General features: G+C 74.9%; 20 protein-coding genes. 8 read left to right on the top strand and 12 right to left on the bottom strand.

The window, feature by feature from the left end; translation table 11 throughout:
* Positions 1-336: 336 nt before the first annotated feature.
* The gene (locus tag HNR61_RS08410) at positions 337-879 is read right to left on the bottom strand and encodes a MarR family transcriptional regulator (protein ID WP_182842558.1); all 543 of its coding nucleotides are present in this window, start codon (positions 877-879) and stop codon (positions 337-339) included.
* A 125-nt stretch (positions 880-1,004) separates the two neighbouring features.
* Here HNR61_RS08410 and HNR61_RS08405 point away from each other — a divergent pair, with 125 nt between their 5' ends.
* Positions 1,005-2,165 (top strand): PP2C family protein-serine/threonine phosphatase, encoded by a 1,161-nt coding sequence (locus tag HNR61_RS08405; protein WP_182842557.1) that lies wholly within the window; start codon positions 1,005-1,007, stop codon positions 2,163-2,165.
* A 105-nt stretch (positions 2,166-2,270) separates the two neighbouring features.
* Here HNR61_RS08405 and HNR61_RS08400 read toward each other — a convergent pair whose 3' ends face one another.
* The 3 genes from HNR61_RS08400 to HNR61_RS08390 are packed head-to-tail and all read right to left on the bottom strand — an operon-like array spanning position 2,271 to position 5,588.
* Positions 2,271-2,717 (bottom strand): response regulator, encoded by a 447-nt coding sequence (locus HNR61_RS08400; protein ID WP_182842556.1) that lies wholly within the window; start codon positions 2,715-2,717, stop codon positions 2,271-2,273.
* Complete coding sequence (locus HNR61_RS08395) at positions 2,704-4,392, bottom strand: sensor histidine kinase (protein WP_182842555.1); 1,689 nt, start codon at positions 4,390-4,392, stop codon at positions 2,704-2,706. Before HNR61_RS08395 ends, HNR61_RS08400 begins: the two co-directional genes overlap by 14 nt.
* Positions 4,389-5,588, bottom strand: coding sequence for a PP2C family protein-serine/threonine phosphatase (locus HNR61_RS08390; protein WP_182842554.1), 1,200 nt, complete (start codon positions 5,586-5,588; stop codon positions 4,389-4,391). The genes HNR61_RS08395 and HNR61_RS08390 overlap by 4 nt, the downstream gene beginning before the upstream one ends.
* Positions 5,589-5,790: 202 nt before the next feature.
* Between HNR61_RS08390 and HNR61_RS08385 the strand changes: the two genes are divergently transcribed.
* A complete protein-coding gene (locus tag HNR61_RS08385) occupies positions 5,791-6,357 on the top strand; it encodes an RNA polymerase sigma factor (RefSeq protein WP_182842553.1) in 567 nt (188 codons plus the stop codon).
* Complete coding sequence (locus HNR61_RS08380) at positions 6,354-7,481, top strand: CU044_5270 family protein (RefSeq protein ID WP_182842552.1); 1,128 nt, start codon at positions 6,354-6,356, stop codon at positions 7,479-7,481. The genes HNR61_RS08385 and HNR61_RS08380 overlap by 4 nt, the downstream gene beginning before the upstream one ends.
* A 742-nt stretch (positions 7,482-8,223) precedes the next feature.
* Here HNR61_RS08380 and HNR61_RS46730 read toward each other — a convergent pair.
* From HNR61_RS46730 to HNR61_RS08355, 5 genes are all read right to left on the bottom strand, one after another.
* The gene (locus HNR61_RS46730) at positions 8,224-8,604 is read right to left on the bottom strand and encodes a hypothetical protein (protein ID WP_220509137.1); all 381 of its coding nucleotides are present in this window, start codon (positions 8,602-8,604) and stop codon (positions 8,224-8,226) included.
* A gap of 80 nt (positions 8,605-8,684) precedes the next feature.
* Positions 8,685-9,071 carry a gamma-glutamylcyclotransferase family protein gene (locus HNR61_RS08370; protein WP_182842551.1) on the bottom strand — a complete coding sequence of 129 codons (387 nt, stop codon included), beginning with the start codon at positions 9,069-9,071 and terminating at the stop codon, positions 8,685-8,687.
* Positions 9,068-10,507, bottom strand: a complete 1,440-nt coding sequence (locus HNR61_RS08365; protein WP_182842550.1) for a pentapeptide repeat-containing protein — start codon at positions 10,505-10,507, stop codon at positions 9,068-9,070. The genes HNR61_RS08370 and HNR61_RS08365 overlap by 4 nt, the downstream gene beginning before the upstream one ends.
* A 134-nt stretch (positions 10,508-10,641) precedes the next feature.
* Positions 10,642-11,103: a DUF3618 domain-containing protein gene (locus tag HNR61_RS08360; RefSeq protein WP_182842549.1), complete on the bottom strand. Its 462-nt coding sequence runs from the start codon at positions 11,101-11,103 to the stop codon at positions 10,642-10,644.
* A complete protein-coding gene (locus HNR61_RS08355) occupies positions 11,100-11,510 on the bottom strand; it encodes a phage holin family protein (RefSeq protein WP_182842548.1) in 411 nt (136 codons plus the stop codon). The genes HNR61_RS08360 and HNR61_RS08355 overlap by 4 nt, the downstream gene beginning before the upstream one ends.
* 175 nt (positions 11,511-11,685) lie before the next feature.
* Between HNR61_RS08355 and HNR61_RS08350 the strand changes: the two genes are divergently transcribed.
* Positions 11,686-13,770 carry an RNA degradosome polyphosphate kinase gene (locus HNR61_RS08350; protein ID WP_182842547.1) on the top strand — a complete coding sequence of 695 codons (2,085 nt, stop codon included), beginning with the start codon at positions 11,686-11,688 and terminating at the stop codon, positions 13,768-13,770.
* Complete coding sequence (locus HNR61_RS08345) at positions 13,763-14,650, top strand: NUDIX hydrolase (RefSeq protein WP_182842546.1); 888 nt, start codon at positions 13,763-13,765, stop codon at positions 14,648-14,650. Before HNR61_RS08350 ends, HNR61_RS08345 begins: the two co-directional genes overlap by 8 nt.
* Positions 14,651-14,681: 31 nt before the next feature.
* On the opposite strand, the gene HNR61_RS08340 is transcribed toward HNR61_RS08345, so the two are convergent.
* Together HNR61_RS08340 and HNR61_RS08335 are read right to left on the bottom strand one after the other, a co-directional pair.
* A complete protein-coding gene (locus HNR61_RS08340; RefSeq protein ID WP_182842545.1) occupies positions 14,682-16,115 on the bottom strand; it encodes an MFS transporter in 1,434 nt (477 codons plus the stop codon).
* A 12-nt stretch (positions 16,116-16,127) separates the two neighbouring features.
* On the bottom strand, positions 16,128-16,697 hold the full coding sequence (locus HNR61_RS08335; RefSeq protein ID WP_182842544.1) for an NADPH-dependent FMN reductase: 570 nt from the start codon (positions 16,695-16,697) through the stop codon (positions 16,128-16,130).
* A gap of 124 nt (positions 16,698-16,821) precedes the next feature.
* On the opposite strand from HNR61_RS08335, the gene HNR61_RS49085 reads away from it, so the two are divergent.
* Positions 16,822-19,950, top strand: a complete 3,129-nt coding sequence (locus HNR61_RS49085) for an AfsR/SARP family transcriptional regulator (protein ID WP_182842543.1) — start codon at positions 16,822-16,824, stop codon at positions 19,948-19,950.
* On the opposite strand, the gene HNR61_RS08325 is transcribed toward HNR61_RS49085, so the two are convergent.
* Positions 19,914-21,446, bottom strand: a complete 1,533-nt coding sequence (locus tag HNR61_RS08325) for a CYTH and CHAD domain-containing protein (RefSeq protein WP_182842542.1) — start codon at positions 21,444-21,446, stop codon at positions 19,914-19,916. The two genes, HNR61_RS49085 and HNR61_RS08325, sit on opposite strands and share 37 nt — an antisense overlap.
* A gap of 190 nt (positions 21,447-21,636) precedes the next feature.
* On the opposite strand from HNR61_RS08325, the gene HNR61_RS08320 reads away from it, so the two are divergent.
* Positions 21,637-23,064: an alpha/beta fold hydrolase gene (locus HNR61_RS08320; RefSeq protein ID WP_182842541.1), complete on the top strand. Its 1,428-nt coding sequence runs from the start codon at positions 21,637-21,639 to the stop codon at positions 23,062-23,064.
* A 137-nt stretch (positions 23,065-23,201) separates the two neighbouring features.
* Positions 23,202-24,311 (top strand): serine hydrolase domain-containing protein, encoded by a 1,110-nt coding sequence (locus HNR61_RS08315; protein WP_182842540.1) that lies wholly within the window; start codon positions 23,202-23,204, stop codon positions 24,309-24,311.
* Positions 24,312-24,334: the final 23 nt, after the last annotated feature.

The raw sequence follows: 24,334 nt of genomic DNA, 5'->3' as shown, positions 1-24,334 counted from the left end.
GTGTGACCGGAGTCGCGTTAGAGAAAACCGGGAAAGCGCGGGGAGAGGATCCGGGAACTCCCGATTTTGCGTGCCAGAAAAGAAGGAAGTTTAGTTTTATGTCAGAAATGAGGCTTTTATCGGGGCATTCGGTGGCGCGGGGAGGCTCCCGCCGGACCCCGGCGCCCGCCGACCGCCGCCGTGCGCTGCGGTTTCCGCGAGTCGATCGGCGTGCGACCGGCCCGCCGGGGCGCTAAATTTGTCATCCGACAAACATCTGGCATGGGACGGCCAACGGGCAGGTGAAGCGGGCCGCCCGGCGGCCGAAGGCGTGCTTCGAAGGGCGGGGCGGTGGTCTCAGGCGGGCAGCGGGAACGGGTCGTCCGGCCGTTCCCTGTCCTGGTCGTGCTCCCTCGCGGCGTGCTCCAGCGCGTCGTGCTCCAGGGCGCGGCTCGCCGGACCCGGCCCCAGAGCCTGGTGGAACTCCGACAGCCCCCACAGCAGCGCCTGCCGCGCCGCGGGCGCCATCGCGGCCAGGACGCGCTCCAGCTCCTCGCGGCGGCGGCCCCGCAGCCGGTCCATCAGCGCCCGGCCCTCGGCGGTCAGCCGGACGGTGACCTCGCGCCGGTCGTCCTGACCGGGGTCGCGCAGCAGCAGGCCCGAGGCCTCCAGCCGGTCGCACAACCGGCTCGCCGAGGAGGCCAGCGCGCCCAGCTCGGCGGCCAGTGTGGAGATGTTGACCGGCCCGTGCTCCAGTACCAGCAGCGCCCGCAACTGGGTGGCCGGCACCGGCACGTCCGGGGCGTTGTGGGCACGGGCCCACACACTCGTCAGACCACCGGCGACCTCGTCGAGCACGGCCGCGGCCTCTGCCGTGTCCAGAGCGTGCTTGGCGACCATGCCCTCCACTGTTACACACCGCGCCCGCCGCGGCATCTCACCTCACCAACCCGGCCGACGAGACGGGATCGCCCCCCGGGGCGATCCCCGTACGTCCGGACGGTCCACGCGCAGACGAGGGAGCCATGCACGCCGATCCACTGAAGGACATTGAGCATGCCCTGTGGGACGCCCAGCCGCACGAACTGCTGGAGACCGCCGCGCGGCTGATCCAGGCCGACACCGCGGCCGCGGACGTCGAGATCCTGCTCGTGGACTACCGGCAGGCGTACCTGGTCCCCGCCGTGGGGCGCGGCCGCGTTCCGGTGCGGCTGGACAACACCGCGCCGGGGCACGCGTTCGCCGCCCGGCAGGTCGTCCAGGACGCCACCGGCCACACCCTGCACCTCCCGCTGGTCGTGCACGGCGACCGGCTGGGCGTGCTGAGCGTGCGGCTGCCCGAGCCCGCCGACCGGACGACGACCGAACGCCTCACCGCCGTCGCGACCGTGCTGGCCCGCGCGCTGCGGATCGCCGACCTGCACACCGACCGGTACCGGAGCATCCGCCGCCGCAGCCGCCTCACGCTGGCCGCCGAGATCCAGTGGGACCTGCTGCCGGGCACCGCCTGCGCCACCGACGAGTTCCACCTGGCCGGGCAGCTGGAGCCCGCCTACGCGGTGTGGGGCGACAACTTCGACTGGGCGATCTCCGAGCGGTACCTGACGCTGACGGTCAGCGACGGCATGGGCACCGGCGTGGAGGCCGCCGCCCTCACCCACCTGGCCGTCAGCGCGCTGCGCAACGCCCGCCGCTCCGGCGCCGACATCTCCGAGCAGGCCGCGCTCGCCGACCAGACCCTCTACGCCCGCCACCGCGGCGACCGGCACGTGGCCACGCTGCTGATGGAGGTCGAGCTCGACACCGGCCGCGTCCGGGTGATCGACGCGGGCTCGCCCCGCGTCTACCGGATGCGCGGCAACACCACCGAGGCCGTCCGGTTCGAGTCCCAGCTCCCGCTCGGCATGTTCGGCGACGCCGACTACACGGCGGAGTACTTCGCCCTGGAGCCCGGCGACCGCCTTGTGATCGTCAGCGACGGCGTGCACACCGCCCGGTCGTCCGCCGGGGAGAACTACGGGGAGGCCGCGCTGGCCCAGGCGCTGCGCGACACCCGCCTCCAGGACCCGCCGGAGGCGGTGCGCACGTTCATCCGCCACTACCTGTCCTACCACGGCGCCGCGGAGCCGCAGGACGACGCGGTGGTGGTCTTCCTGGACTGGACCGGAAAGAACCCCGAGGCCTAGGGACTGCCGCGGGGCGGGCCCCGGCCGCGCACGCGAGCGCGTCACCTGACCCGCGGGTCCGAAGCCGGAGGCGAGGGCCCGCGGGTCAGGTCCTCGGAACACGGCCTAGCGGTTGCGGGGCAGCCTCACCACCGTGACGAAGAAGTCGTCGATCTGCCGGACCACCTGGATGAACTGGTCGAAGTCCACCGGCTTGGTCACATAGGCGTTGGCGTGCAGGTGGTAGCTGCGCAGTATGTCCTCGTCGGCCTCCGACGTCGTCAGGACCACCACCGGGATGCGCCGCAGGTTCGGATCGTCCTTGATCTCCTCCAGGACCTCCCGGCCGTCCTTGCGGGGCAGGTTGAGGTCCAGCAGGATCAGGTCGGGGCGCGGGGCGTCGCCGTAGGGGTCCTCGCGGCGCAGGAACGCCATCGCCTGCTCGCCGTCGTTGACCACGTGCAGGCTGTTGCGCACCTTGTTGTGCTCGAACGCCTCGGTCGTCAGCAGCACGTCTCCCGGGTCGTCCTCGACCAGCAGCACCTCGATGGGGCGCGCGTCAACCTGCGTCATCCTCGCTCTTCTCCTCCGTCTCGTCCTCCGGCTCCGGCTCGGGTTCGGGCCGGGCGGGAAGGGTCCAACGGATCGTAGTGCCGGGCGCGTCGCCGTCCCGGTCCTCGGTCTCCAGCCAGATCCGGCCGCCGTGGAACTCCACGATCTTCTTGCACAGCGCCAGCCCGATGCCGGTCCCGGTGTACTCGTCGCGCGGGTGCAGCCGCTGGAAGATCAGGAAGATCCGGTCGGCGTAGCGCGGTTCGATGCCGATGCCGTTGTCGGCGCAGGCGAACTCCCAGTGGTCGCCGTCCCGCCGCGCGCTGATCTCCACCTCGGGCGGGACGCCGGGGCGCCGGAACTTGATCGCGTTGCCGACCAGGTTCAGGAAGAGCTGGCCGAGCTGGGTGCGGTCGCCCGCCACCGTCGGCAGGTCGGCGACCGTGACCCGCGCGCCGGTCTCCTCGCGCAGCGTGGACAGGTCGTCCAGGGTCTGCCCGACCACCGCGTTCAGGTCCACGGCGTCCTCGGTGCGCGACAGCCGGCCGACACGGGAGAAGCTCAGCAGGTCGTTGATCAGCGCCTGCATGCGCTTGGCGCCGTCCACCGCGAACCCGACGTACTGGCGGCCCCGGTCGTCCAGCTGGTCGCCGTAGCGGCGCTCCAGCATCTGGCAGAACGAGGCGACCTTGCGCAGCGGCTCCTGGAGGTCGTGGCTGGCGACGTAGGCGAACTGCTCCAGCTCCTTGTTGGAGCGGCGCAGCTCGGCGGCCTGCTCGTTGAGCATCTGCCGGGCCTCGGAGCTGACCCGCCACTCGTCCAGGATGCGGTGCCGCATCGCGTCGATGATCGCGGCGAGCTCGGCGATCTCGGCGGGGCCGGGCACGTCCATCGGGTGGGCGAAGTCGCCGTGCGCGACGGCGCGGACCCGTTCCGACAGCGACGAGACCGGGGTCAGCACGGTGCGGCGGATCAGCAGCGCCAGCGCGAGCGCCGCGAGGACCACCATGATCAGCGCGGCGGCGACCGACCAGTAGGTGATCGTGGCGCGCCGGTCGAGGTCGTCGGCGACCCTCTTGTGCAGCGTGGACAGGGCCTGCTGCTGGACGGCGTTGCCGGAGCGGACCCGGGTGAACGCGGTGGTGCCGGACCGTTCGGAGTCCGGGGACAGCCCACCGCCGCCGGGACCCCGGGCGATCGGCTCGGCGAACGCGCCCCGCCAGGCGGCGGTGTCGGAGGCGAGACGGTCCAGCCCCGCCAGGACCGGGCCCTTCCCGGGGACGTCGGACAGCAGCTCGCGGATGCGGCGGGTGGTGTTCGCCTCCTCGGCGACGGCCTGCCGGTACTCGACGAGCCGGGCCCGTTCGCCGTCGGCGGCGTAGGCGCGGATCGCGTCGTCCTGGCGGCCGAGCGCGTCGGACAGCTCGAACTGCGCGACCATCGCCGGGTCCACCCGGTCCACCAGCATGCCGCGGGCCTTACCGTTCTGGTTCAGCGCCAGCACCGCCTGGCCGATCGAGACCAGCAGCAGCAGGCCGAGGATCACCGAGCCGACCCGGTAGAGCTGGGTGAGCCGCAGCCGCGCCATACCGGTCGGGGGCGGCAGCGCGCTCGGCGGCAGGAACACGGGCGGCCCGGTGGGGTCCTCCCGGAGGCGCTCCATGTCGGCGTCGGTCCTCTCGTCCTGCAAGGTCATCGTCCCTCACCCCGGCTCAGCAGCAGCACGGCCAGATCGTCCGACAGTGGCGCGCCGTTCAACCGCTCCGCCTCCTCGATCAACCCGTCGACCAGCGGCGCGGCGCGCTGCCCGCGCGCGTGCGCCGCTCGTGCCAGCCTCACCAGACCGGACAGGTCCAAACGCGCGGAGCCGTCACCCACCAGACCCTCGACCAGCCCGTCGGTGTAGACCATCAACGCCCAGTCGTCGCCGAGTTCGACCTCCGCGGCGGGCCACTCCATGCCGGGCAGCACGCCCAGCGCCGGACCGCACGGCTCGCCGGGCAGCGGCTCCACGCCGTCCGGGGTGAACAGCAGCGGACGCGGGTGCCCGGCCCGCCATATCCGGGCCCGGCGCAGGTCCGGGTCGAGCGCGACCATGCACAGCGTGGTGAAGATCTCCTCGCTCCACCGCTCGTACGTCAGCACCGTGTCCAGGGTGCGCAGCAGGTCCTCGCCGGTGTGCCCGGCGAGCACGAGCGTGCGCCACGCCATGCGCAGCCGCACGCCCAGCGACGCCTCGTCCGCGCCGTGCCCGCTGACGTCGCCGACCACCGCGTGGACGACACCGTCCTCGGTCTGCACCGTGTCGTAGAAGTCGCCGCCCAGCAGCGTCCCGTCGCGACCGGGCCGGTAGCGGGTCAGATGGCCGAGCTCACCGGCGTCGGTGAGGATCGGGACCGGGAGCAGGCCGCGTTCCAGCCGGGCGTTCTCCCGCTCCACCGCGCGGGCCTCGACGAGCTGCTTCTCCGAACGGTCGGCGCGGTGGCGTTCGATCGCGTACCGGATCGCGCGGGACAGCAGCGCGCCGTCCACGTTCTGCTTGACCAGGTAGTCCTGGGCCCCGGCGGCGACGGCGGCGACACCGGCGTGGGCGTCGTCGAGCCCGGTCAGCACCAGCGCGGCGGTGTGCGGCGCGGCGGCCAGCACCTCGCGCAGCGCGTCCAGCCCGTCGGCGTCCGGCAGCGACAGGTCGACGATCACGCACTGTACATCGGGGGTCAGCGCGGCGCGCGCGTCGGCGAGGGTGCGGGCGACGGAGACCTTGACGTCGGGTTCGGTCTCCCGCAGCAGTTCCTGGAACAGGAACGCGTCCCCGGGATCGTCCTCCACCAGCAGCAGCCGCAGGTAATCGGTGCTTTCCGGCAGCCCTACGGGTTCGTGGGTCAGGGTCATCGACTGTCCGCGCACCGTTGGAGGACTGTTGTCATAGAACAAATGCTAGGGCACTGCAAGCCTTACCGGTGGTGACCGGCCGTCAACGGGTCGGCCCGGGACGGCGAACGCTTTTCGGAACCTCGGTAACAATGACCCCGCCCGCACCACTACCCGGTGACAGACGACACCGGACGACGTGAGGAGCGGCGGTGGTTCCCCGATGAACGACGCCGAACGGCGCTTCACCGCGATCTACGACTCCTGCCGGCAACGGGTGTGGGCCTACGCCTGCGCCCGTGCCGGCGGGCAGATCGCCGACGAGGTGGTGAGCGAGACCTTCGCCATCGCCTGGCGGCGGTTCGGCGACATCCCCGAACCGCCGCTGCCCTGGCTGCTGGGCGTGGCCCGCAACGTCCTGCGCGACGGCCACCGCGCGGAGGCGCGGCGCGCGGCGTTCACGGCCGAACTGGCCCACTGGACCCCGCCGCCCGGCGGGGACGTCGCCGAGGACGTCACCGAGCGGATGGCGGTCCTGCGGGCGATGGCGGAGCTGCCGGACGGCGACCGCGAGGTCCTGATCCTGACCGCCTGGCAGGGCCTGAGCCCCCGCGAGGCGGCCCGCGTCCTCGGCTGCCGCCCGGCGGCCCTGCGGGTCCGCCTGCACCGCGCCCGCCGCCGCCTCACCAAGGCGGTGGAGGGTTCGGCCGCGCGGTCCGCCGAGCCCCGTCCCGGCCCCGCCGGGGTCGTCCGTTCACAGGTGGAGATCGTCGGTAGGGAGATGACATGAGCCGCGATGTGCTGCGCGTTCTGACCGAGGCGCGCCCGGTGGAGCTGGACCCGGAGGCCCGGGTGGACGAGGCGACGCGGACGGCGGAGCTGGCGCGGGCGATGGCGGGGACGCGCGACGCGCACCGGGAACGCGCCCGCCGCGTCCGCCCGGTGTGGGTCCTCGGCCTGGCCGGGGCGACGGCGGCGGCCGCGCTGGTGGCGACCGCGGTCGTCCCGGACGACCCCGCCGCGCCGCGGGGCCCGGCCCCGGTCGCGCTGGACGCCCGGACCGTGCTGCTCGCGGCGGCCGACCGCACCGCCGCGACGCCCGAGGGCACCGGCGCGTACTGGCACAGCAGGACCCTCCACCGGAGCCACTTCCCGGTGACCGAGGGGGGCCGGCGCTACACGATCGAGGTGACGCAGGCCACGGACTCGTGGACGCCCGCGCGCCCGAAGGGGAAGCAGTGGTCGCGGACCCAGAACCTGGGCTTCCGCCCGGCGAGCGCCGCTGACCGGGCGGCGTGGCAGAAGGCGGGCTCGCCCACCCGCGTCAAGGTGTCCGTCCCGATCTCGCCCAAGCTCAAGCGGCTCAAGCCCGCGGTCTACGAGGCCGCCCCGGGCAAGGCGCAGGTCCAGTCGTCGCCGCTGGTGGACGGCGACAAGGTCTACTGGATCGGCCGCAACGTCACCATGCGGCAGGTGCGGAGCCTGCCCACCACGCCCGCGACCCTGAGGAAGGAGCTGCTGCGCTGGTACGAGGGGCACGGCACCGAGTCGAACGCGCCGATGCCGAGGGACCGCTGGCTGTTCGAGGTGGGCGGCCTGCTGGTCACGGACCTGCCGGTGACCGCGAAGACGCGCGCGGCGGCGTTCCGGATGCTGGCGGACCTGCCGGGCGTGCGCTCGATCGGCAAGGTGCGCGACGCGGAGGGGCGCCCCGGAGTGGCGGTCGCGGCGGTCGAACGCACCCCCAACGGCGTCCTCCAGCGGCGCCTGGTCATCGACCCGGCCCGGGGCGCGGCCCTGGCCTCCGAGACGATCGTCCTGGAGCCCGCCGGGATCAACGCGGAGCTCCCGCCGAACAGCCTGCTGGGCTCCCAGACCTTCACCACGACCTGGACCGACAAGCCCCTGTCCTGACCCCGCGACCCAGGACGACCCGGCCCGCGACCCGCCACGCGCGTCGCGGGCCGACCCCTTCCCGGAACACGACCCCGACGAGGCAACGAAGCGGGCCGATCACGTTCCGTGGGCCGCGATCGGTGCGGCGCCCGCCTTTCGGGGACGGAGTGGGCGCGTCGCGCTGAGCGCATCCGGCACCGGCCAGGGCCCGTGCGGACCCGGCGAGGCGGCGGGGCGGGCCGGTCGCGGTTGGTGTGACGCCCGCCTTCCAGGGACGGGGTGGGCGTGTCGTGCTGAGCGCGTCCGGCGTCGGTCAGGGCCTGGGTCGGGTCAGCGGTGGTTGTAGTGGCGGTTGGTTCAGAGGGGGGCTGGAGAGGTGTTCGGGTCTCGCGGGTCGGGGGCGGCGCGTTGTGTCGCCGGGTGATGGAGTGAGCGGTGCGTGCCGCTTCCGGCGGGCTGGGGCCGACGCGTTGCGCCGCCGGGGCGGGTTGCCGGTCCGGCGGTGGTCGTGGCTTCGGCTTGGCGGCGGGGTGGTCACTTGTCGCTTGCTGGGTGCAGCGCGTTGTGCCGCCGGGGTTCGTGGGGCCGGTGGTGGGGTGTTCGCTTCCCGGCGGTAGGAGTCAGCGCGCTCGGCGGCGCGGTGGTCGCGTTGTGGTGGCCGGGTGGTGTGTCGTGTCGTCGGAGACAACGGTGGGGCTCCGCCGGGGGCCTTCTCGGGGCGGCGGTGGTGCGGTCGGTGGGTCAGGCGGGGGCTTCGTCGTCAGGCGCTCTTGGCTCCTTTGGGGGCGGGGGCCTTGTTGCTCTTGGCGTTCGCGGCGGCGCGGCGGGCGGCCTGCTGGGCGGCCCGGCGCTGCGGGGTGGACTGGGCTCGGTTGAGGCTGGCGCGGACGCGGGCCGCGCCGCGCATCGCCGTCGTCGGGTTGACCTTGCGGCCCGCGTACTCGGCCAGGACCTCCGCCACGGGGGGTGGGGAGGGCGGGGTCGGGGGCGCGACCGGGGGATGGACGTCGTGGTGGGCGTGGGTGGTGGACGGGGCGCTCGCCGACCCGCCGGGCGCGGTCGGAACGGCCGGCACCTGGACGAGCGCGAGATGGGCGTTGCAGTTCGGACACTGCAACGTCGGAGGTGTCTCTCTGCTCATAGCACACATCATGACCGGAGGGTCTGACATTCTGCCGTGAGTCTGTCCGGGGCTGGAAATGTGAGTGGGATCACAGTCGTTCAGGAGCGCAGCGCGGCCAGGTAGGCGGCCAGCTCGTGGGCGGCGAAGTGGCGGGGGTCCCAATCGAACGCCTCCGTCTCGCCCCGCCAGGTGTAGGCGTGGGCCCGCCGCCCGTCCTCCAACGTCAGCGTGACCGTGTCGTACAGGTCGCCCTCGTAGACGTCGATCAGGTGGCGTTCGGCGCCGGTCAGCCCCGCCATCAGCAGGCCCTCGGCGGTGCGGGCCGGGTCGGGGACCAGGCCGGGGTAGACGACGCCGGGCAGCGCGCGCACCCGCCATCCCTTCGCCGAGGCCGGGGACAGGTCGGGGACGCGTCCCAGCAGCGCCCGCAGCACCTCGGGGTAACGCAGCGTCCCGTACACGAACAGCCCGGCGACCTCGCTCATGGATGGGAAGGGTAGGAGGCCGGGGGCGCGGTGCGGCGTTCGGGGGCCGGGGCGGTGCGGGAGGCGGCCGGGTGCTGGTGGCGGACCGCCGTCAGGGCGCAGACCACGATCGCGACGATCGTGATCCACAGCAGGGTGCGGCCGGTGCGCAGGGCGTGGCCGCAGGCGAGCCAGGACACGTGGAACAGCCAGCGGCGCAGGCGGCCGGGCCGGCTGCCGCGGGCCTCCCTGGCATGGTGCCGCAGTTCGCGGGCGAGGGCGTCGTCGCCGGTGGCGTGGGCGATCCGGCCGTAGAGGGAGGCGAGCCCGCCCTCGCTCAGCGCCGCGCCCCACTGCGCGGGGAGCGTGGCGAACGCGCACGGCCCCGTCAGCACGAGCCCCTCGGGCCGGTCCCCGCCCAGGAGGCGGCAGCGGGACAGGTCGAGGTCGGCGAGTTCGAGGCGGTCGGCGGCCGCGCCCCGCAGCGTCAGCACCCGCACGGGCGCGGGCCAGTCGGGCGGCTCCGACAGCCCGGCGAACGGCTGGTCGGCCGTCCGGACCGACGCCCGCCCCTCGAACCGCGCGTTCTCCAACGTCAGCTCCGCGTGCCGCAGCCGCAGGTCGGCGCCGCCGCGCACGGTCGCGCCGTCGAACGCGACCCGCCGCGCCGCCGCCTGGACGGACACGCCGCCGCGGGCCTGCGCGTCCGCGAGCGAGATCAGCCCGCCGGCGACCATCGGCCCCAGCCACAGCCCGCGCCGGAACCGGGCCCGGTCGCAGCGCGCGTTGCGTCCCACCCGCACCCGCCGGAACGACGCCGCGTCCTCGAAGCGCGCCCCCGTCGTGATCACGTCCCGCCCGAACCGGGCCCGGTCGAACGCCGCCGCCCCCAGGAACACGACCCGCGCGAACGACGCGTCCGCGTCCCACCGGGTCTCCCCGAACAGCGCGTCGCCGCCGAACACCGCCTCGTCGAACGTCGCGTACCGCCGGAACAGCGCCCCGTGGAACGAGGTGTCCCCGCCGAACCGCGCCCGCTGGAACGACACGTGCCCGCCGAACACCACGTCGGGAAAGGACGTCCCGGCGGCGAGGTACGCCCCGTCGAACGAGCAGTCCCTCTCGAAGCGGGCCCCGCGCCACGTCACCGCCTCGGGCAGCCGCGCCTCCTCGCACCGCAACCGGCCCAGGCGGGGCCGCCGTTCGGCTCCGGTGACGGCGGTCAGCAGCGTTTCCAGCAGCGCGGGCGTGACGACCACGCCGCGCAGGTCGAGATCGGATCCGGGCCCCAGCTCCGCGACGAACCGCCGGAACTCGCGGGGCCGCAGGTGGGCCACGCACGCCGGGTACGGCTCGACCACGCGTCCGGCGCAGCCGTCCGGGGCCGGGCAGCGCGGCCATGACGCGGTGAACGCGGGCGGGAGGGGAGGCAGACGGGGGACTTCGTGGAGGGTCACACCGGGGTTGTACCCGCGTGGACCGGGGCCCCGAATCGATCCTCACGGTCAGGCCGCCCTTCCCACCCCGCCCCGCTGTCCGCGCCCCGCGCGCCACCCCGCGGCCGCCGGAGGGCGACCGCGCGGGCGGCGGATCAGCGCCGGGCCCGCCTGGCCTGCCGCTTCGCGGACCGGGCGGTGCTCCCGGCCTGCTTGCGGGCGGCCCGGCCGGCGGTGTTCGCCCGTTTCGCGGCGCGGGCGCCGGTCGTGGAGCGGCCGCCGGAACGGTTCCTCATCCAGCGGCGCGCCAGCAGCAGGGCCACCAGGGCGGCGGCCCCGCCCGCGACCGGGCCCGGACGGCGGCGGACCTTCTCGGTGGCCTGCACCACCGGGTCCGGGGCGGCCTCGCGGGCCTTGCCGGTCAGCTCCTCGGCCTTGTGGCGGATCTCGCCGGCCTTCTCGCCGGCGCGCTCCTTCAGCTCGCCCACCTTGTCCTGGGCGCGGGCCTTCACGTCGGCGCGGGCGCTCAGGGCCTCCACCGTCGCGCCCAGTTCCTCGCGGGCCTGTTCGACGCGTTCCTGCTGCTGCTGGACTTCCGGGTCGGTGTCCCTGGTCATCGTCGGCCCCTGTCCTTGATCTCCCGCACGTCGGCGCGCACGCTCTCGGTCGTCTGTTCCGGTGACGGCGGCGCGGCCATGCCCATCTGCTTCTTGCCGCGCTGCGCCAGCACGGCCGCCACGGTGAACAGCACCACCGTCACGATCAGCGCCGCCGCCCAGGCGGGCAGCACCAGCGCCAGCAGCAACGTGACGGTCGCCACCAGCGCGCCGCCCCCGTACAGCGCGGCCACCCCGGCCCCGCCGAACATCTTCGCGCCCTGCGCGTAGTGGCGGCCCTTGGCCGTCACCTCCGTCTGAGCCAGCCGCAGTTCCTCGCGCACCAGGCGCGCGCTCTGCTCGCTGAGCTGCTTGACCAGCTCCGACGTGGGAAGTCCGGCCAGATCGGCCGGGTTTCGTTCGGTCATCTCACGCCTCCCTGTCGTGCCGCCGGAGGTACCCGGCCAGCGGGCGGACTAACGACGTGACCCCGACCAACCGTCGAGTGATCTATGGGAACCTCGGGAACGATCGTGATGTCTGACATACAGCGGAAACACCGTCGTTCGACTTCCGTTCACCTTTGCTGGGGATCATTGCGCCATGACCGTCAATCCAGGACATTTCGACCACAGCGCGGAGGCTCTGCCCGACGACCGGTTCCTGGACCGCGAAGAGAGCTGGCTGCGGTTCAACCAGCGCGTCCTGGAGCTGGCCGAGGACCCCTCGCTGCCGCTGCTGGAACGGGTCCGCTTCCTGTCGATCTTCGCGTCCAACCTGGACGAGTTCTTCATGGTGCGGGTCGCCGGGCTGACCCGCCGGATGGCCACCGGCCTGGCCGTCCAGTCCGCCAGCGGGCGGCAGCCGCACGAGATACTGGAACGCACCGCCACCGTCGCCCACGAGCTCATGCTCCGGCACGCCGCGGCCTTCCACGAGGACGTCTGCCCCGCCCTGGCCAAGGAGGGCATCCACCTCCTGCGCTGGGTCGACCTGGCCGAGACCGAGCAGGAGAGCCTGCGCCGCCTGTTCCGCGACCGGATCTACCCGGTGCTGACGCCGCTGGTGGTGGACTCGGCGCACCCGTTCCCCTACATCTCGGGCCTGTCGCTCAACCTCGCCGTCATCGTCCGCGACCCCGAGACCGACGCGACGATGTTCGCCCGCGTGAAGGTCCCGCCGGTCCTGCCGCGCTTCATCGAGGCGTCCCCGAACCGGTTCACCCCGCTGGAGGACGTGATCGCCGCCCATCTCGGGCAGCTGTTCGTCGGCATGGAGGTGCTGGAGCACCACGCGTTCCGCGTGACCCGCAACCAGGACCTGGAGATCGACGACGACATCAGCGAGGGCCTGCTCCAGGCGCTGGAACGCGAGCTGCTGCGCCGCCGCTTCGGCCCGGTCGTCCGGCTGGAGGTCGAGGAGTCGATCTCCCCGGCCGTGCTGGACCTGCTCACCGCCGAGCTGGAGATCGACGAGCGGCAGATCTACCGGGTCGGCGGCCCGCTGGACCTGGCGGGCCTGGCGGCCATCGCCGACCTGGACCTGCCGCGGCTGAAGTACCCGCCGTTCGTGCCGTCCAAGGCGGTGATCCCCGAGGACGCCGGCATCTTCGCGGCGATCCGGGAACGCGACGTGCTCGTCCACCACCCCTACGACTCGTTCACCACGACCGTGCAGCGGCTCATCGAGGACGCCGCCACCGACCCCCGCGTCCTGGCGATCAAGCAGACGCTCTACCGGACCAGCGGCGACTCCCCGATCGTGGACGCGCTGATCACCGCCGCCGAGGCGGGCAAGCAGGTCGTGGTGGTCGTGGAGCTGAAGGCCCGCTTCGACGAGCGCGCCAACATCGTGTGGGCCCGCAAGCTGGAGAAGGCGGGCTGCCACGTCGTCTACGGCTTCGTCGGCCTGAAGACGCACTGCAAGCTCTCGATGGTCGTGCGGCAGGACTCCGACGGGGTGCTGCGCCGCTACTGCCACATCGGCACCGGCAACTACCACCCCAAGACCGCCCGCCTCTACGAGGACCTCGGCCTGCTGACCTGCGACCCGAAGGTCGGCGAGGACGTCAGCGCCCTGTTCAACCACCTCACCGGCTACTCCCGGCAGCTCGACTACCACCGGCTGCTGGTCGCCCCGCAGAGCCTGCGCCCCGGCCTGGTCGAGCGGATCGAACGCGAGACCGCCCACCACCGGGAGGGCCGTAAGGCCCACATCCGCATCAAGTGCAACTCGCTGGTCGACGAGGTCGTCATCGACGCGCTGTACCGGGCGTCGCGGGAGGGCGTCCCGGTGGACGTCTGGGTGCGGGGGATCTGCGCGCTGCGGCCCGGCGTGCCCGGCCTGTCGGAGACGATCCGGGTGCGCAGCGTCCTCGGACGCTTCCTGGAGCACTCGCGGGTCTTCGCGTTCGCCAACGACGGCGACCCCGAGGTGTGGATCGGCAGCGCCGACCTGATGCACCGCAACCTGGACCGCCGCGTCGAGGCGCTGGTCACCGTCACCGACCGGACCCAGCGCGCGGGGCTGCTCGAACTGATGGACCTGGCGATGGACGACGGCACCTGCTCGTGGTGGCTGGACGGGGAGGGCACCTGGACCCGCCGCGTCCCCGCGCCCGGCGAGACGCTGCTGGACGTCCAGACCCGGCTGGTGCGGACCCGGAGGTGGAGGACGGTCGATGGGTGAGGTCGTGGGCGCGGCGGGCACGCTGCTGTGGCGGGGCCCGGGGACCGGCGCGGCGGACGGCCCGGAGATCGCCGTGATCCACCGCCCCCGGTACGACGACTGGACGTTCGCCAAGGGGAAGGTCGATCCGGGCGAGCACGTGCTGCGCGCCGCCGTCCGCGAGACCGTGGAGGAGACCGGGATCGTGCCCCGGCTGGGCCGCCGCCTGCCGACCGTGACCTACCCGCTGCGGGACGGCCGCACCAAGCGCGTGGACTGGTGGGCGGCCGAGCCGGCGGCGTCGGCCTCGTTCACCCCGAACGAGGAGGTCGACGAGGTCGCCTGGCTGACGCCCGCGCGGGCCGCGGAACGCCTCAGCTACTCCCACGACGTCGATCTGCTGCGCGAGCTGCTGGCCGGGCCGCGGACCACCCGGCCGCTGATCATCCTGCGGCACGCGTCGGCGGGGGAGAAGCGGTCCTGGAGCGAGCCCGACGAGCTGCGCCCCCTCGACGAGCGGGGCCGCGCCCAGGCGACCGCGCTGGCGGACCTGCTGCCGTGCTACGGCCCGGCCCGCGTGGTGAGCTCGGCGACGGCGCGCTGCGTGGACACCGCGCTGCCCTACGCGCGGCGCGCCCGCGTCACCGTCGTCACCGACGAGGCGTTCACCGTCGGCGGGACCGGGGACGCCGTGGAACGCCTGCTCGCGCTGGCCGCCGACCGCGTGCCGACGATCGTCTGCACGCACGGCGAGATCGTCACCGAGCTGGTGACGGGCCTGTGCCGCGAACTCGGCGAGAAGGTCCCCGAGGACCCCGACCTGCCCAAGGGCGGGTTCTGGACGGCCCAGCTCACGGGCGAGGGCGCTCCAGCGGTCGTCTCGCTGGAGCGCCACGACTGACCCGCCCGGCCGGAGAGGTCGGACGGCGGGTTCAGACGGCGGGGACGGGCTCGCCGGCCGGCACGTCCGGCCCCTCGGCGGGGTCCGCCTTCTTCCCCGGCAGCGCCCACGCGGCCAGCAGCCCCAGCAGGGTGATCGCGGCGGCGACGTGGACGGTGGTGCGCAGCCCGTCGGCGGTCGCGACCCGCAGCGCCTCGCCGGTCAGCCCGTCCGGCCCCGAGGTGGAGATCCCGACCAGGACCGCCAGGCCCGCGCCGGTGCCGACCTGGAGGGCGGTGTTGGCCATGCCGCCCGCCGTGCCCTGCTCGCGCCCGTCGACGCCGGTGCCCGCCGCGCCGAACATCGTCGGGTACACCGTGCCCATCCCGGCGCCGTAGACCGCGATCCCGGCGAGGACGGTCAGGTAGGAGCCGTCGGCGACCATCCCGAACGCCAGCAGCGCGCCGCCCACCGCGCCCAGCAGCAGCCCCACGACCAGCGTGGCGCGCGGCCCGAACCGCACGATCAGCCGCTCGGCGACCGCGTTCGCGACGCCGATCACCAGGGACAGGCCGAGGAACCCCAGCCCGCTCACCAGGGCGCTGTAGCCCAGCACGTTCTGGAAGTAGAGGGTGAGGAAGTAGACGATGTTCTGCATGCTCGCGCCGAACACGAAGATCACGGCGAGGGCGGGGCCGAGGGTGCGGTGCCGCAGCAGCCGCAGCGGCATCAGCGGGCTCGCGCTGCGCGCCTCGACCGCCAGGAACACCCCCAGCAGCGCGACCGCGAGCACCCCGGCGGCCAGCACCGACGGCGACGTCCAGCCCGACTCCGGGCCCTGCGCGACCGCGAACACCAGCAGCGTCACGCCCAGCGTCCCGGTCAGCGCGCCCGGCAGGTCGAACCGCCCGCGCTCCCGCGGCCCGTCGGCGGCCAGCAGCCCGAACGCGGCCGCCGCGCCCACCAGGACCAGGGGGACGTTCACCAGGAACACCGCCGGCCAGCCGAACGCCGAGGCCAGCACCCCGCCGAGCAGCGCGCCCAGGCTGAGCCCGCTCGCCCCGGCCATGGCCCACACCGCCACGGCCCGCACCCGTTCCCTCCCCTCCGGGAACGAGGTGTTGACCAGCGACAGGGTGGCCGGGAACAGCACCGCGCCGCCGACCCCCTGCAACGCCCGCGCGGCGACCAGCGTCTCGGGGGAGGTGGCCAGCCCGCCCAGCAGGGACGCGCCGCCGAACAGCAGCATCCCGAGCACGAACATGCGCCGCCGCCCCAGCAGGTCCGCCGACCGGCCGCCGAGCAGCAGGAACCCGCCGAAGAAGATCGCGTAGGCGCTGATCACCCACTGGGTGCCGTGCCCGGACAGGCCCACGCTGCGGGCGATGTCCGGCAGCGCGACGTAGACGATCGTGAAGTCCAGCGAGGTGATGAGGCTGGAGAAGGCCAGCAGGGCGAGCCGCGGCCCGGTTCGTGAAGTGGTCATCGGTGTCTCTCCTCAGACGGTGTAGGGGCGGGCGGCGCGGGCGTCGCGCAGCGCGCGCCCCCACCAGACGAGCTGGTCGAGCAGGCTCTTGGCGGCGGCCTCGGTACCGGCCCGGTCGACGGGCTCACCGGCGTCGTCGAACCGGTTCCAGCAGGTGTGGAAGCTGACGGTGTCGCGGACCGTGGTGGCGTGCAGCTCGGTGAAGACCTGCCGTAGCTGCTCGACGGCGCGCAGGCCGCCGGAGACGCCGCCGTAGGACACGAACGCGACCGGCTTGGCCTTCCACTCGTCCACGAACCAGTCGATCGCGGTCTTCAGCGGAGCCGGGTAGCCGCGGTTGTACTCGGGCGTGACCACGACGAACGCGTCGGCGGCCGCCAGCCGGGACGCGAGCGCCCGCACGGCCGCGTCGCCGGTGTCGTCCAGCACCTCCGGCAGCCCGGCCTCGGCCAGGTCGACGACGTCGATCTCCAGCCCCCCGTGCCGCCGCGCCACGCGCGTGAACCAGTCGGCCACCGTCGGCCCGAACCGCCCCTGCCGGGTGCTGCCGATGATGATCGCCACTCGGATGTCCGTGTCCACCGGACCTCCCCTCCAGTCGTCCTCCCTCTGTCGTCCACGACTCTGCCGGGGGCCGCCTACGCGCCCCTTACGCGCGACTTTCACCAGCGCTTACGGCGCGGAGCCGCCCGTTATGGTCGGCGGTATGAGATTCGGGGTGCTGGGGCCGCTGGAGGTGCGGACGGACGCCGGGGAGCCGGTGCCGGTCCCCGGCGGGAAGATCCGGGCGCTGCTGGCCGACCTGCTCGTCCACGCCGGGCGGCCGGTGTCCGCCGACCGGCTGGTGGACGACCTGTGGGGCCCGGCGCCGCCCCGCGACCCCCTGGCCGCGCTCCAGGTGAAGGTCTCCCAGCTCCGCCGCGTCCTGGACGCCGAGCCCGGCGGCCGCGACCTGATCGCCTCCGGGCCCGCCGGCTACCGCCTGGACGCCGCCGACGTGGACGCCGCCCGCTTCGAGGCGCTGGTCGCCGAGGCCCGGCGGGCGGCGGCGGCCGACCGGGCGGCGCTGCTCCGGGAGGCGCTGGAACTGTGGCGGGGCCCGGCGCTGGCCGACCTCGCCGACGAGGGGTTCGCCCGCCCCGCCGCCCGGCGGCTGGAGGAGCAGCGCCTCACCGCGCTGGAGGAGCTCGCCGAGACCCGCCTGGAGCTGGGCGAGCACGCCGAGCTGGCCGGGGAACTGGCCGACGCGATCGCCGCCCACCCCCTCCGGGAACGCCTCCGCGCCGCGCGGATGCGCGCCCTGTACCGCTCCGGCCGCCAGAGCGAGGCCCTGGCCGTCTTCACCGACCTGGGCACCCGGCTGCGCGAGGAGCTCGGCGTGGACCCCGGCCCCGAGATCGCCGAGCTGCACCGCTCGATCCTGCGCCACGACCCGGCGCTGGCCGCCGCGCCGGCGGCGTCCCGCACCAACCTGCCCGAGGCGATCACCGGGCTGGTCGGCCGCGACGAGGCGCTGACCGAGCTGCGCGGGCTCCTGGGCGCCCACCGCCTGGTCACCCTGACCGGTCCGGGCGGCGTCGGCAAGACCCGCCTGGCCGTGGAGGCCGCCCGCCGGGCCGCGCACCCCGGCGCGCACCCCGACGGCGTGTGGATGGTCGAGCTCGCCGCCGTGCAACGGGGCGCCGCCGTCGCGACGGTCGCCGACGCCGTGCAGGCCGCCCTGGACATCCGCGACGACGGGCGTTCGGGGACCTCACCCGCCGACCGGCTGGCCGCCGCCCTGCGCGACCGCCGCCTGCTGCTCCTGCTCGACAACTGCGAGCACGTGGTCGAGGCCGTCGCCGAGCTGGTCGAACGTCTCCTCCGCGCCGTCCCCGGCCTGCGCGTCCTCGCCACCAGCCAGGAGCCGCTCGGCGTGCCCGGGGAGACGGTGCACGCGGTGCCGCCGCTGGACGCGCCCCGCTCGCGCGCCGACAGCGGGCCGGACACGCTGCGCCGCTACAGCGCCGTCCGGCTGTTCGCCGAGCGGGCCGCCGCCGTCGCGCCGGGGTTCGCGCTGACCGGCGACAACGCCGGGGCCGTCGCGTCGATCTGCCGCCGCCTGGACGGCATCCCGCTGGCGCTGGAGCTGGCCGCCACGCGCGTGCGCGTCCTCGGCGTCCACGAGCTGGCCGCCCGCCTGGACGACCGGTTCCGCGTGCTGGCCACCGGGCACCGGGGCGCCCCGACCCGGCAGCGCACCCTCCGCGCGATGATCGACTGGAGCTGGGAGCCGCTCACCGGGGCCGAGCGCGCCGTGCTGCGCCGCCTGGCCGTGCACGCCGACGGCTGCGGGCTGGCGGCGGCCGAGGAGATCTGCGCGGGCGGCGAGGTGCGGCCCGGCGACGTCCTGGACCTGCTGGCCCACCTGGTCGACCGCTCGATGGTCGTGATGACCGAGGAGACGGTCGGCCCCCGCTACCGGCTGCTGGAGTCGGTGAGCCTGTACGGCCTGGACCGCCTGGCCGAGGCGGGCGAGGCCGACCGGACCCGCGACGCCCGCAACGAGTACTACGCCCGCCTCGCCGAGAGCGCCCGCCTGCACGGCCCCGACCAGCGCCACTGGCTGGCCGTCCTGGACCTCGAACACGCCAACCTGCGCGCCGCCGTCGAGGACGCGGCCCGCCGGGGCCGCGCGGACGTGGCGCTGCGGCTGGTGAACGCGCTGGGGTGGTACTGGTTCCTGCGCGGGCGCCTGGGCGAGGCGGGCCGGCTGTTCCGGCTCGCCCTGGCCGCGGACGGCGCCGACCCCGTGCCGCGCGCCCGCGCGCACGCCTGGGAGACGGCGATCGCGCTGCGCGGACCCCACGACGCCGACCGGACGGCCTTCCTGAAGGCGGGGCTGGAGCCGTTCGACCACGTCGCCGACCCCGCCGGCAGGGCCCGCGCGGAGTGGCTGTTCGGCGAGATCCTGCTCGGCGGCGGCGACAACGAGGTGGGCGAGGACCTGACCCGGCGGGCCCTGGCGGCGTTCCGCGACACCGGCGACCGCTGGGGGACCGCCGCCGCCCTCGGCACCCTCGCCCACTACGCGCTGGTGCGCGGCGACCTCGCCGCGCTCGACCGCCACGGCCGGGAGGGCGCGGCGCTGTTCGCCGACCTCGGCGACCACTGGGGACGGCTCCGCGTCGCCAACCTCCTCGGCCGCCTCGCCGAGATCAACGGCGACTACGCCGCGGCCGCCCGCCAGCGCCGCGACGGCCTGCGCATGGCCGAGGAGCTGGGGATGTGGACGCAGGTCTGCGACCTGGCCTCCGGGCTGGGCCGCCTCGCCCTGCTGGCCGGCGACCTGGCCGGGGCGCGCCGCCTGCACGAGCGCGCCCGCGACCTGGCGCGCGCCCAGGGCAACCGGTCCGGCGAGATGTTCGCCGAGGTCGGCCTCGCCCTCGGCGCGCGCCGCGAGGGCCGCCTCGACGACGCCGAACGCCACCTGACCCTCGTCCTCGACTGGAACCGCGAGGTCGGCTACGCCCCCGGCACCGCGCACTCGCTGGCCGAACTCGGCTTCGTCGCCGAACAGCGCGGCGACGCCGCCACCGCCCGCGCCCGGTTCACCGAGAGCCTGGAGATCGCGCGCCGCACCGGGGACGCGCGCGCGGCGGCGTTCGCGCAGGAGGGGCTGGCCGGGGTGGCGGTGCTGGCGGGCGACCCGGCGGAGGCCGCCCGCCTGCTGGCCGCCGCCGAGGCGGCCCGCGCCTCGGTCGGCGCGCCGCTGCCGCCCGCCGAACGCGGCGACGTCGACCGGATCCGGGCCGCGATTCAGTCCGCGATCGAGGCCCAGACCGCCTCGAACTGACCGCGCGCGTGCCGCGCCTGGCACTGCTCGACCCCGTACAGGACGCCGAGCGTGAACGCCTCGTCCAGCGTGCGCGGCCGGGCGGCCGCCAGGTGCTCCATCGCGATGACGGCGTCCTGGTGCTCGCCGAGCACGGTCTGGACGCGCTTGGCGCGTTTGGCGTAGTCCCTGGCGTGGTCGCCGAGCACCGGCCGGGCGAGCTCGGCGACGTAGCGGACGCGCTTGGCGGCCTTGCGGACCTCGTGCCAGGCGGTCTCCGGGTCCTCGGCCGTCGCGACGGCCGCGTGCGCCCCCTCCATCCGCCGCCACGCCTTCTCGACCAGCTTCGGGAACTCCTTGACCGCCTGGCGCCCGGCGGCCTTCCCGGCGAACGGCGGGTCGGCGACCAGCGCGTCCAGCGCGTCCAGCAGGGCGAAGTAGCGGGGCTCCTTGAGGGCGGCGTGCAGCCGGCGGTACGCGGCGCGTTCCCGTTTCGCGATGTCCTCCAGCCAGGCGGGGACGGTGTCGTCCTCCAGGCGCTCGGTGAACCGCATCCGCAGCACCTCAAGGTCGCGGACCTCGCCCAACTGGTCGGCCAGCCACTTCAGCTCGGCCTTCAGCGGGCCGACGCGGTCGGCGTCGAACAGCGACTTGGCGGTCTGGAGCGCGCTGCGCGCCCGCCGCGTCGCGACCCGCATCTTGTGCACGGCGTCGAACTCGGACAGCCGCACCTTCGGGTCGTACTCCAGCACCGCGTCCACCTGCGCGGCCAGGTAGGCGACCACGGCCTCGCCCGCCGTGGGCTCGCCCTCCAGCCCGGCCCGCGCGCTCGCGCGGACCTCCTTCGGCGTGGGGCGCGCGATGGCGTCGTTCAGCAGCCGGCCCAGCTTGGAGGAGCTCTCGGCGCGCTTCGCCCCGGCCTTGCGCAGCTTCTTCCCGGCGGCCTTCAGCAGCTCGGGCGGCCCGGCGCCGAGCTCGACCTCGATCTCCCGCCAGCGGTCGGGCTCGGCGCCGGCGCCGCCGGTCGTCTCGGCCGTCCCCTCCCCGAACGCGACGGCGGTGCCCGCGCCGTCCAGCAGGTTCGTGCCGGTCACCGCGTCGTCGGCGACCTCGGCCAGCAGGCGGCCCTCCCCGTCCAGCAGCCGCAGCACCCGCCGTTCGGTCTCCAGGGTGGCCACCAGCTCCAGCGGGGCGCCGCGCGTGTAGGCGGCGACCAGCGACGCCAGCCGCGCCGGGACCGTCCGGGACCGCCCCAGCGGGGCGCGCAGCTCGCTCTTGCTGTCGGGCCCGACGGGCATCTTCAGGTGCCAGCCGTCGTCCTCGCCGCCGCGCCGCCGCCGCAACGTGATCCCGTGCGCGGCCAGCCGCAGGTCGGGGGTGTCGAAGTAGCTGGCGTGCAACTGGTGGGTCCGGGGCTCGTCCACGGCGGCGACCCCCGGCAGACCGCTCAGATCGGGGACCGCGAACCCGGCGGCCGCGTCGTACTTCTGCTCGATCTCCAGATGCCTGTCGGCCACGGTGCGCTCCTTGGTCTCGGACGGCGGCGGGCCCCCGTTCCGGTCAGCATTCCACGTCGAAGAACCCGTTGGGCAGGGGGAATGGGATCACCCGAAAAAGGGCGGATCGAACGGACATCCGCCTGTAACCTTCGTCACTCTCCGTTCGCCGAGGGTTGACCGCCGGACCCGCCGTGCCCTTAATGACGACATGTCCAATAGAGCGTGGCCGGTGGGGATGGTCGTCCGGGGCGACGGGGTGGACCTCGCGGTCCACGAGAAGGGCGAGCCCGGCCATCCCACCGTGCTGCTGGTCCACGGCTACCCCGACACCCACGTCGTCTGGGACGGCGTCGCCGACCTGCTCGCCGACCGCCACCGCGTGGTCGTCTACGACGTGCGCGGGGCCGGGGCCTCCACCCGGCCCGCCGGCACCGCCGCCTACCGGCTGGAGCGCCTGGCGGCCGACCTGCGGGCCGTGGCGGACGCCGTCAGCCCGTCCGCGCCCGTCCACCTGGTCGGCCACGACTGGGGCGCGATCCAGTCGTGGGAGGCGGTGTGCACGACGCCCGGCCGCTTCGCCACGTTCACCTCGATCTCCGGGCCGTGCCTGGACCACGTCGCCCACTGGACGCGGCGCGGCGCGCGGCACCCCGGCGCGCTCCTGCGGCAGGGTCTGCGCTCCTGGTACGCCGGGTTCTTCCAGACCCCGCTGCTGCCCGAGCTGAGCTGGCGCACCGGCGCGGCGGCCCGGCTGCTCGCCCGCGCCGAGGGGCTGCCGGGCGGCGGCCACTTCGGCCCGACGCTCCGCGCGGACGCCGCCGCCGGGGTCGCCCTCTACCGCGCCAACATGCCCGACCGGCTGCTGCGGCCGCGCGACCGCCGCACCGACGTCCCCGTGCAACTGGTGGTGCCGGACCGCGACCGGTTCGTCACCCCGCCCATGGCCGGGTCGGCGGGGGCGTTCGCCCCCCACCTGTGGACGCGCCGCGTCCCCGCCGGGCACTGGGCCCCGGTCACGCACCCGGAGCCGATCGCCCGCCTGATCGCCGAGCACGTCGCGGGCGGGCCGCGCCCCAGGGCGGCGGGCGAGTTCGACGGGAGGCTCGCAGTCGTGACGGGCGCGGGCGCGGGCCTCGGCCGCGCGGCGGCCCTGGCGTTCGCCGAGCGCGGCGCCCGCGTCATCGCCGCCGACCCGGACCTGGACGCCGCCGCCCGCACCGCCGAGCTCGCCACGCTGCTCGGCCCGCGCGCCCACGCCTACCCGGTGGACGTGGCCGACGCCGGGCGGATGGAGGGGTTCGCCGCCGCCGTGCGGGCCGACCACGGGACGCCCGACCTCGTCGTCGACGGCGCGGGCGTCCTCGGGGCCCGGCTGTTCGGCGCGCAGATGGCCGAACGCGGCTCCGGCCACGTCGTCGCCGTCGCCCCGGCGGCCGTGGCCGCGCCGCTGCGCGCCGGGCTGTCCGGCTCCGGCGTCGGCGTCACGCTGGTCCGCCCCGGCGCCGTGGACGCCGCGACCCCGGACCGGACCGAGCGGATCGCCGAACGGATCGTCGCCGCGGTCCGCACCGGACGCGCCACCGTTCCGGGCCCGCGCGCCGTCCGCCTGCCGGGGCGCGTGCGGGTCCCGCGCTGACGGCCCCAGCCGACGGCGAGAGGGCCGTCACATCCTTCCCGTGCGGACCGTCAGGGGAGTGCAGAGGTTCTCCGACGAAGGGCGGCACAGTGAACGGCATCCGGATTCGCGGCGAGGTGGCACCGGGCTTCGAGGGGATGAGGCACGCGTTCGCGGCCTGCCTGGCCGACGAGCCCGCCGACCCCGGCGCGCAGCTCGCGGTCCACCTGGAGGGACGCCGGGTGGTGGACCTGTGGACGGACGGTCCCGTGGTGGGGGACACGGTGACGGGGGACTCGCTGATGGGCGTCTACTCGTCGACGAAGGGGGCGACCGCGCTGACGGTGGCGCTCCTGGTGCAGGAGGGCGTGCTCGACCTGGACCGCCGGGTGGCCGACCATTGGCCCGCGTTCGCCGCCGAGGGGAAACGGGACGTCACGATCCGCCAGGTCCTCTCCCACCAGGCGGGGGTGCCCGGCGTGGACGGCGGCCTGACCCCCGCCGAACTGGCCGACGACACCCTGGCCGCCGGGCGCGTGGCGGCCCAGCGTCCCTACTGGGAGCCGGGAACGGCCTACGGCTACCACTCCTTCACCTTCGGCGCGATCCTCAACGAGGTGGTCCGCGCGGCGACGGGTGAGACGCTCCAGCGGGTCTACGAGCGCCGCGTCCGCGCGCCCCGGGCGCTGGACGTGTACCTGGGGCTCCCCGAACGCGAGGGCAAGCGCGTCGTCGCCACCCTGCCGTGGCTGTCCACCCCCGCCCAGGAGGCGGCCCTGGCCGCGAACCGGCCGGACGCGGACGGCGTTCCCGGCGTCTCCTACAACCTGAACGCGACCCCGCCCATGGACTACGTGGCCTACGCGAACTCCCGCGAGACCCGCGCCAACGGCCCGTCCTCCGGCGGCGCGGTCGCCAGCGCCCGGGGCCTGGCGTCCCTGTACTCGGCGGCGGTCTTCGGGCTGGACGGCGAACCGCCCCTGCTGACCTCCGCCACCCTCGCCGAGTTCACCCGCCTCCACACGCCGGGCGCCGACCTGGTGACGGGCGTCGAGGGCCGGTTCGCGCTGGGCTTCGAGCACAAGCGGTCCCAGTACCCGTTCCTGGGCGACCGGGCCTTCGGCCACTGCGGGATGGGGGGTTCGGAGGCGTTCGCGGATCCCGCCACGGGCGTGGTGTACGCCTACACGCGCCGCCGCATGCCGTTCGGGTTCACGGCCACCGAGAACAGGTGCCTGACGGCGGCGGTCCTGCGCTGCCTCTCCTGAGGGCCCTCGTCCGGGGCCCGGCG

Origin of the sequence: Actinomadura kijaniata (assembly GCF_014138665.1) — a bacterium.
In the GTDB taxonomy this organism is placed as follows: Bacteria; Actinomycetota; Actinomycetes; order Streptosporangiales; family Streptosporangiaceae; genus Spirillospora; species Spirillospora kijaniata.
The sequence above is the reverse complement of the archived record's forward strand: the minus strand, read 5'-3'. Positions and strand labels throughout refer to the sequence as shown.

Coding starts and splice junctions, on each gene's coding strand:
- HNR61_RS08410 (WP_182842558.1), bottom strand. CDS start 879: ATGGTCGCCAAGCACGCTCTGGACACGGCAGAGGCCGCGGCCGTGCTC.
- HNR61_RS08405 (WP_182842557.1), top strand. CDS start 1,005: ATGCACGCCGATCCACTGAAGGACATTGAGCATGCCCTGTGGGACGCC.
- HNR61_RS08400 (WP_182842556.1), bottom strand. CDS start 2,717: ATGACGCAGGTTGACGCGCGCCCCATCGAGGTGCTGCTGGTCGAGGAC.
- HNR61_RS08395 (WP_182842555.1), bottom strand. CDS start 4,392: ATGACCTTGCAGGACGAGAGGACCGACGCCGACATGGAGCGCCTCCGG.
- HNR61_RS08390 (WP_182842554.1), bottom strand. CDS start 5,588: ATGACCCTGACCCACGAACCCGTAGGGCTGCCGGAAAGCACCGATTAC.
- HNR61_RS08385 (WP_182842553.1), top strand. CDS start 5,791: ATGAACGACGCCGAACGGCGCTTCACCGCGATCTACGACTCCTGCCGG.
- HNR61_RS08380 (WP_182842552.1), top strand. CDS start 6,354: ATGAGCCGCGATGTGCTGCGCGTTCTGACCGAGGCGCGCCCGGTGGAG.
- HNR61_RS46730 (WP_220509137.1), bottom strand. CDS start 8,604: ATGAGCAGAGAGACACCTCCGACGTTGCAGTGTCCGAACTGCAACGCC.
- HNR61_RS08370 (WP_182842551.1), bottom strand. CDS start 9,071: ATGAGCGAGGTCGCCGGGCTGTTCGTGTACGGGACGCTGCGTTACCCC.
- HNR61_RS08360 (WP_182842549.1), bottom strand. CDS start 11,103: ATGACCAGGGACACCGACCCGGAAGTCCAGCAGCAGCAGGAACGCGTC.
- HNR61_RS08355 (WP_182842548.1), bottom strand. CDS start 11,510: ATGACCGAACGAAACCCGGCCGATCTGGCCGGACTTCCCACGTCGGAG.
- HNR61_RS08350 (WP_182842547.1), top strand. CDS start 11,686: ATGACCGTCAATCCAGGACATTTCGACCACAGCGCGGAGGCTCTGCCC.
- HNR61_RS08345 (WP_182842546.1), top strand. CDS start 13,763: ATGGGTGAGGTCGTGGGCGCGGCGGGCACGCTGCTGTGGCGGGGCCCG.
- HNR61_RS08340 (WP_182842545.1), bottom strand. CDS start 16,115: ATGACCACTTCACGAACCGGGCCGCGGCTCGCCCTGCTGGCCTTCTCC.
- HNR61_RS49085 (WP_182842543.1), top strand. CDS start 16,822: ATGAGATTCGGGGTGCTGGGGCCGCTGGAGGTGCGGACGGACGCCGGG.
- HNR61_RS08320 (WP_182842541.1), top strand. CDS start 21,637: ATGTCCAATAGAGCGTGGCCGGTGGGGATGGTCGTCCGGGGCGACGGG.
- HNR61_RS08315 (WP_182842540.1), top strand. CDS start 23,202: ATGAGGCACGCGTTCGCGGCCTGCCTGGCCGACGAGCCCGCCGACCCC.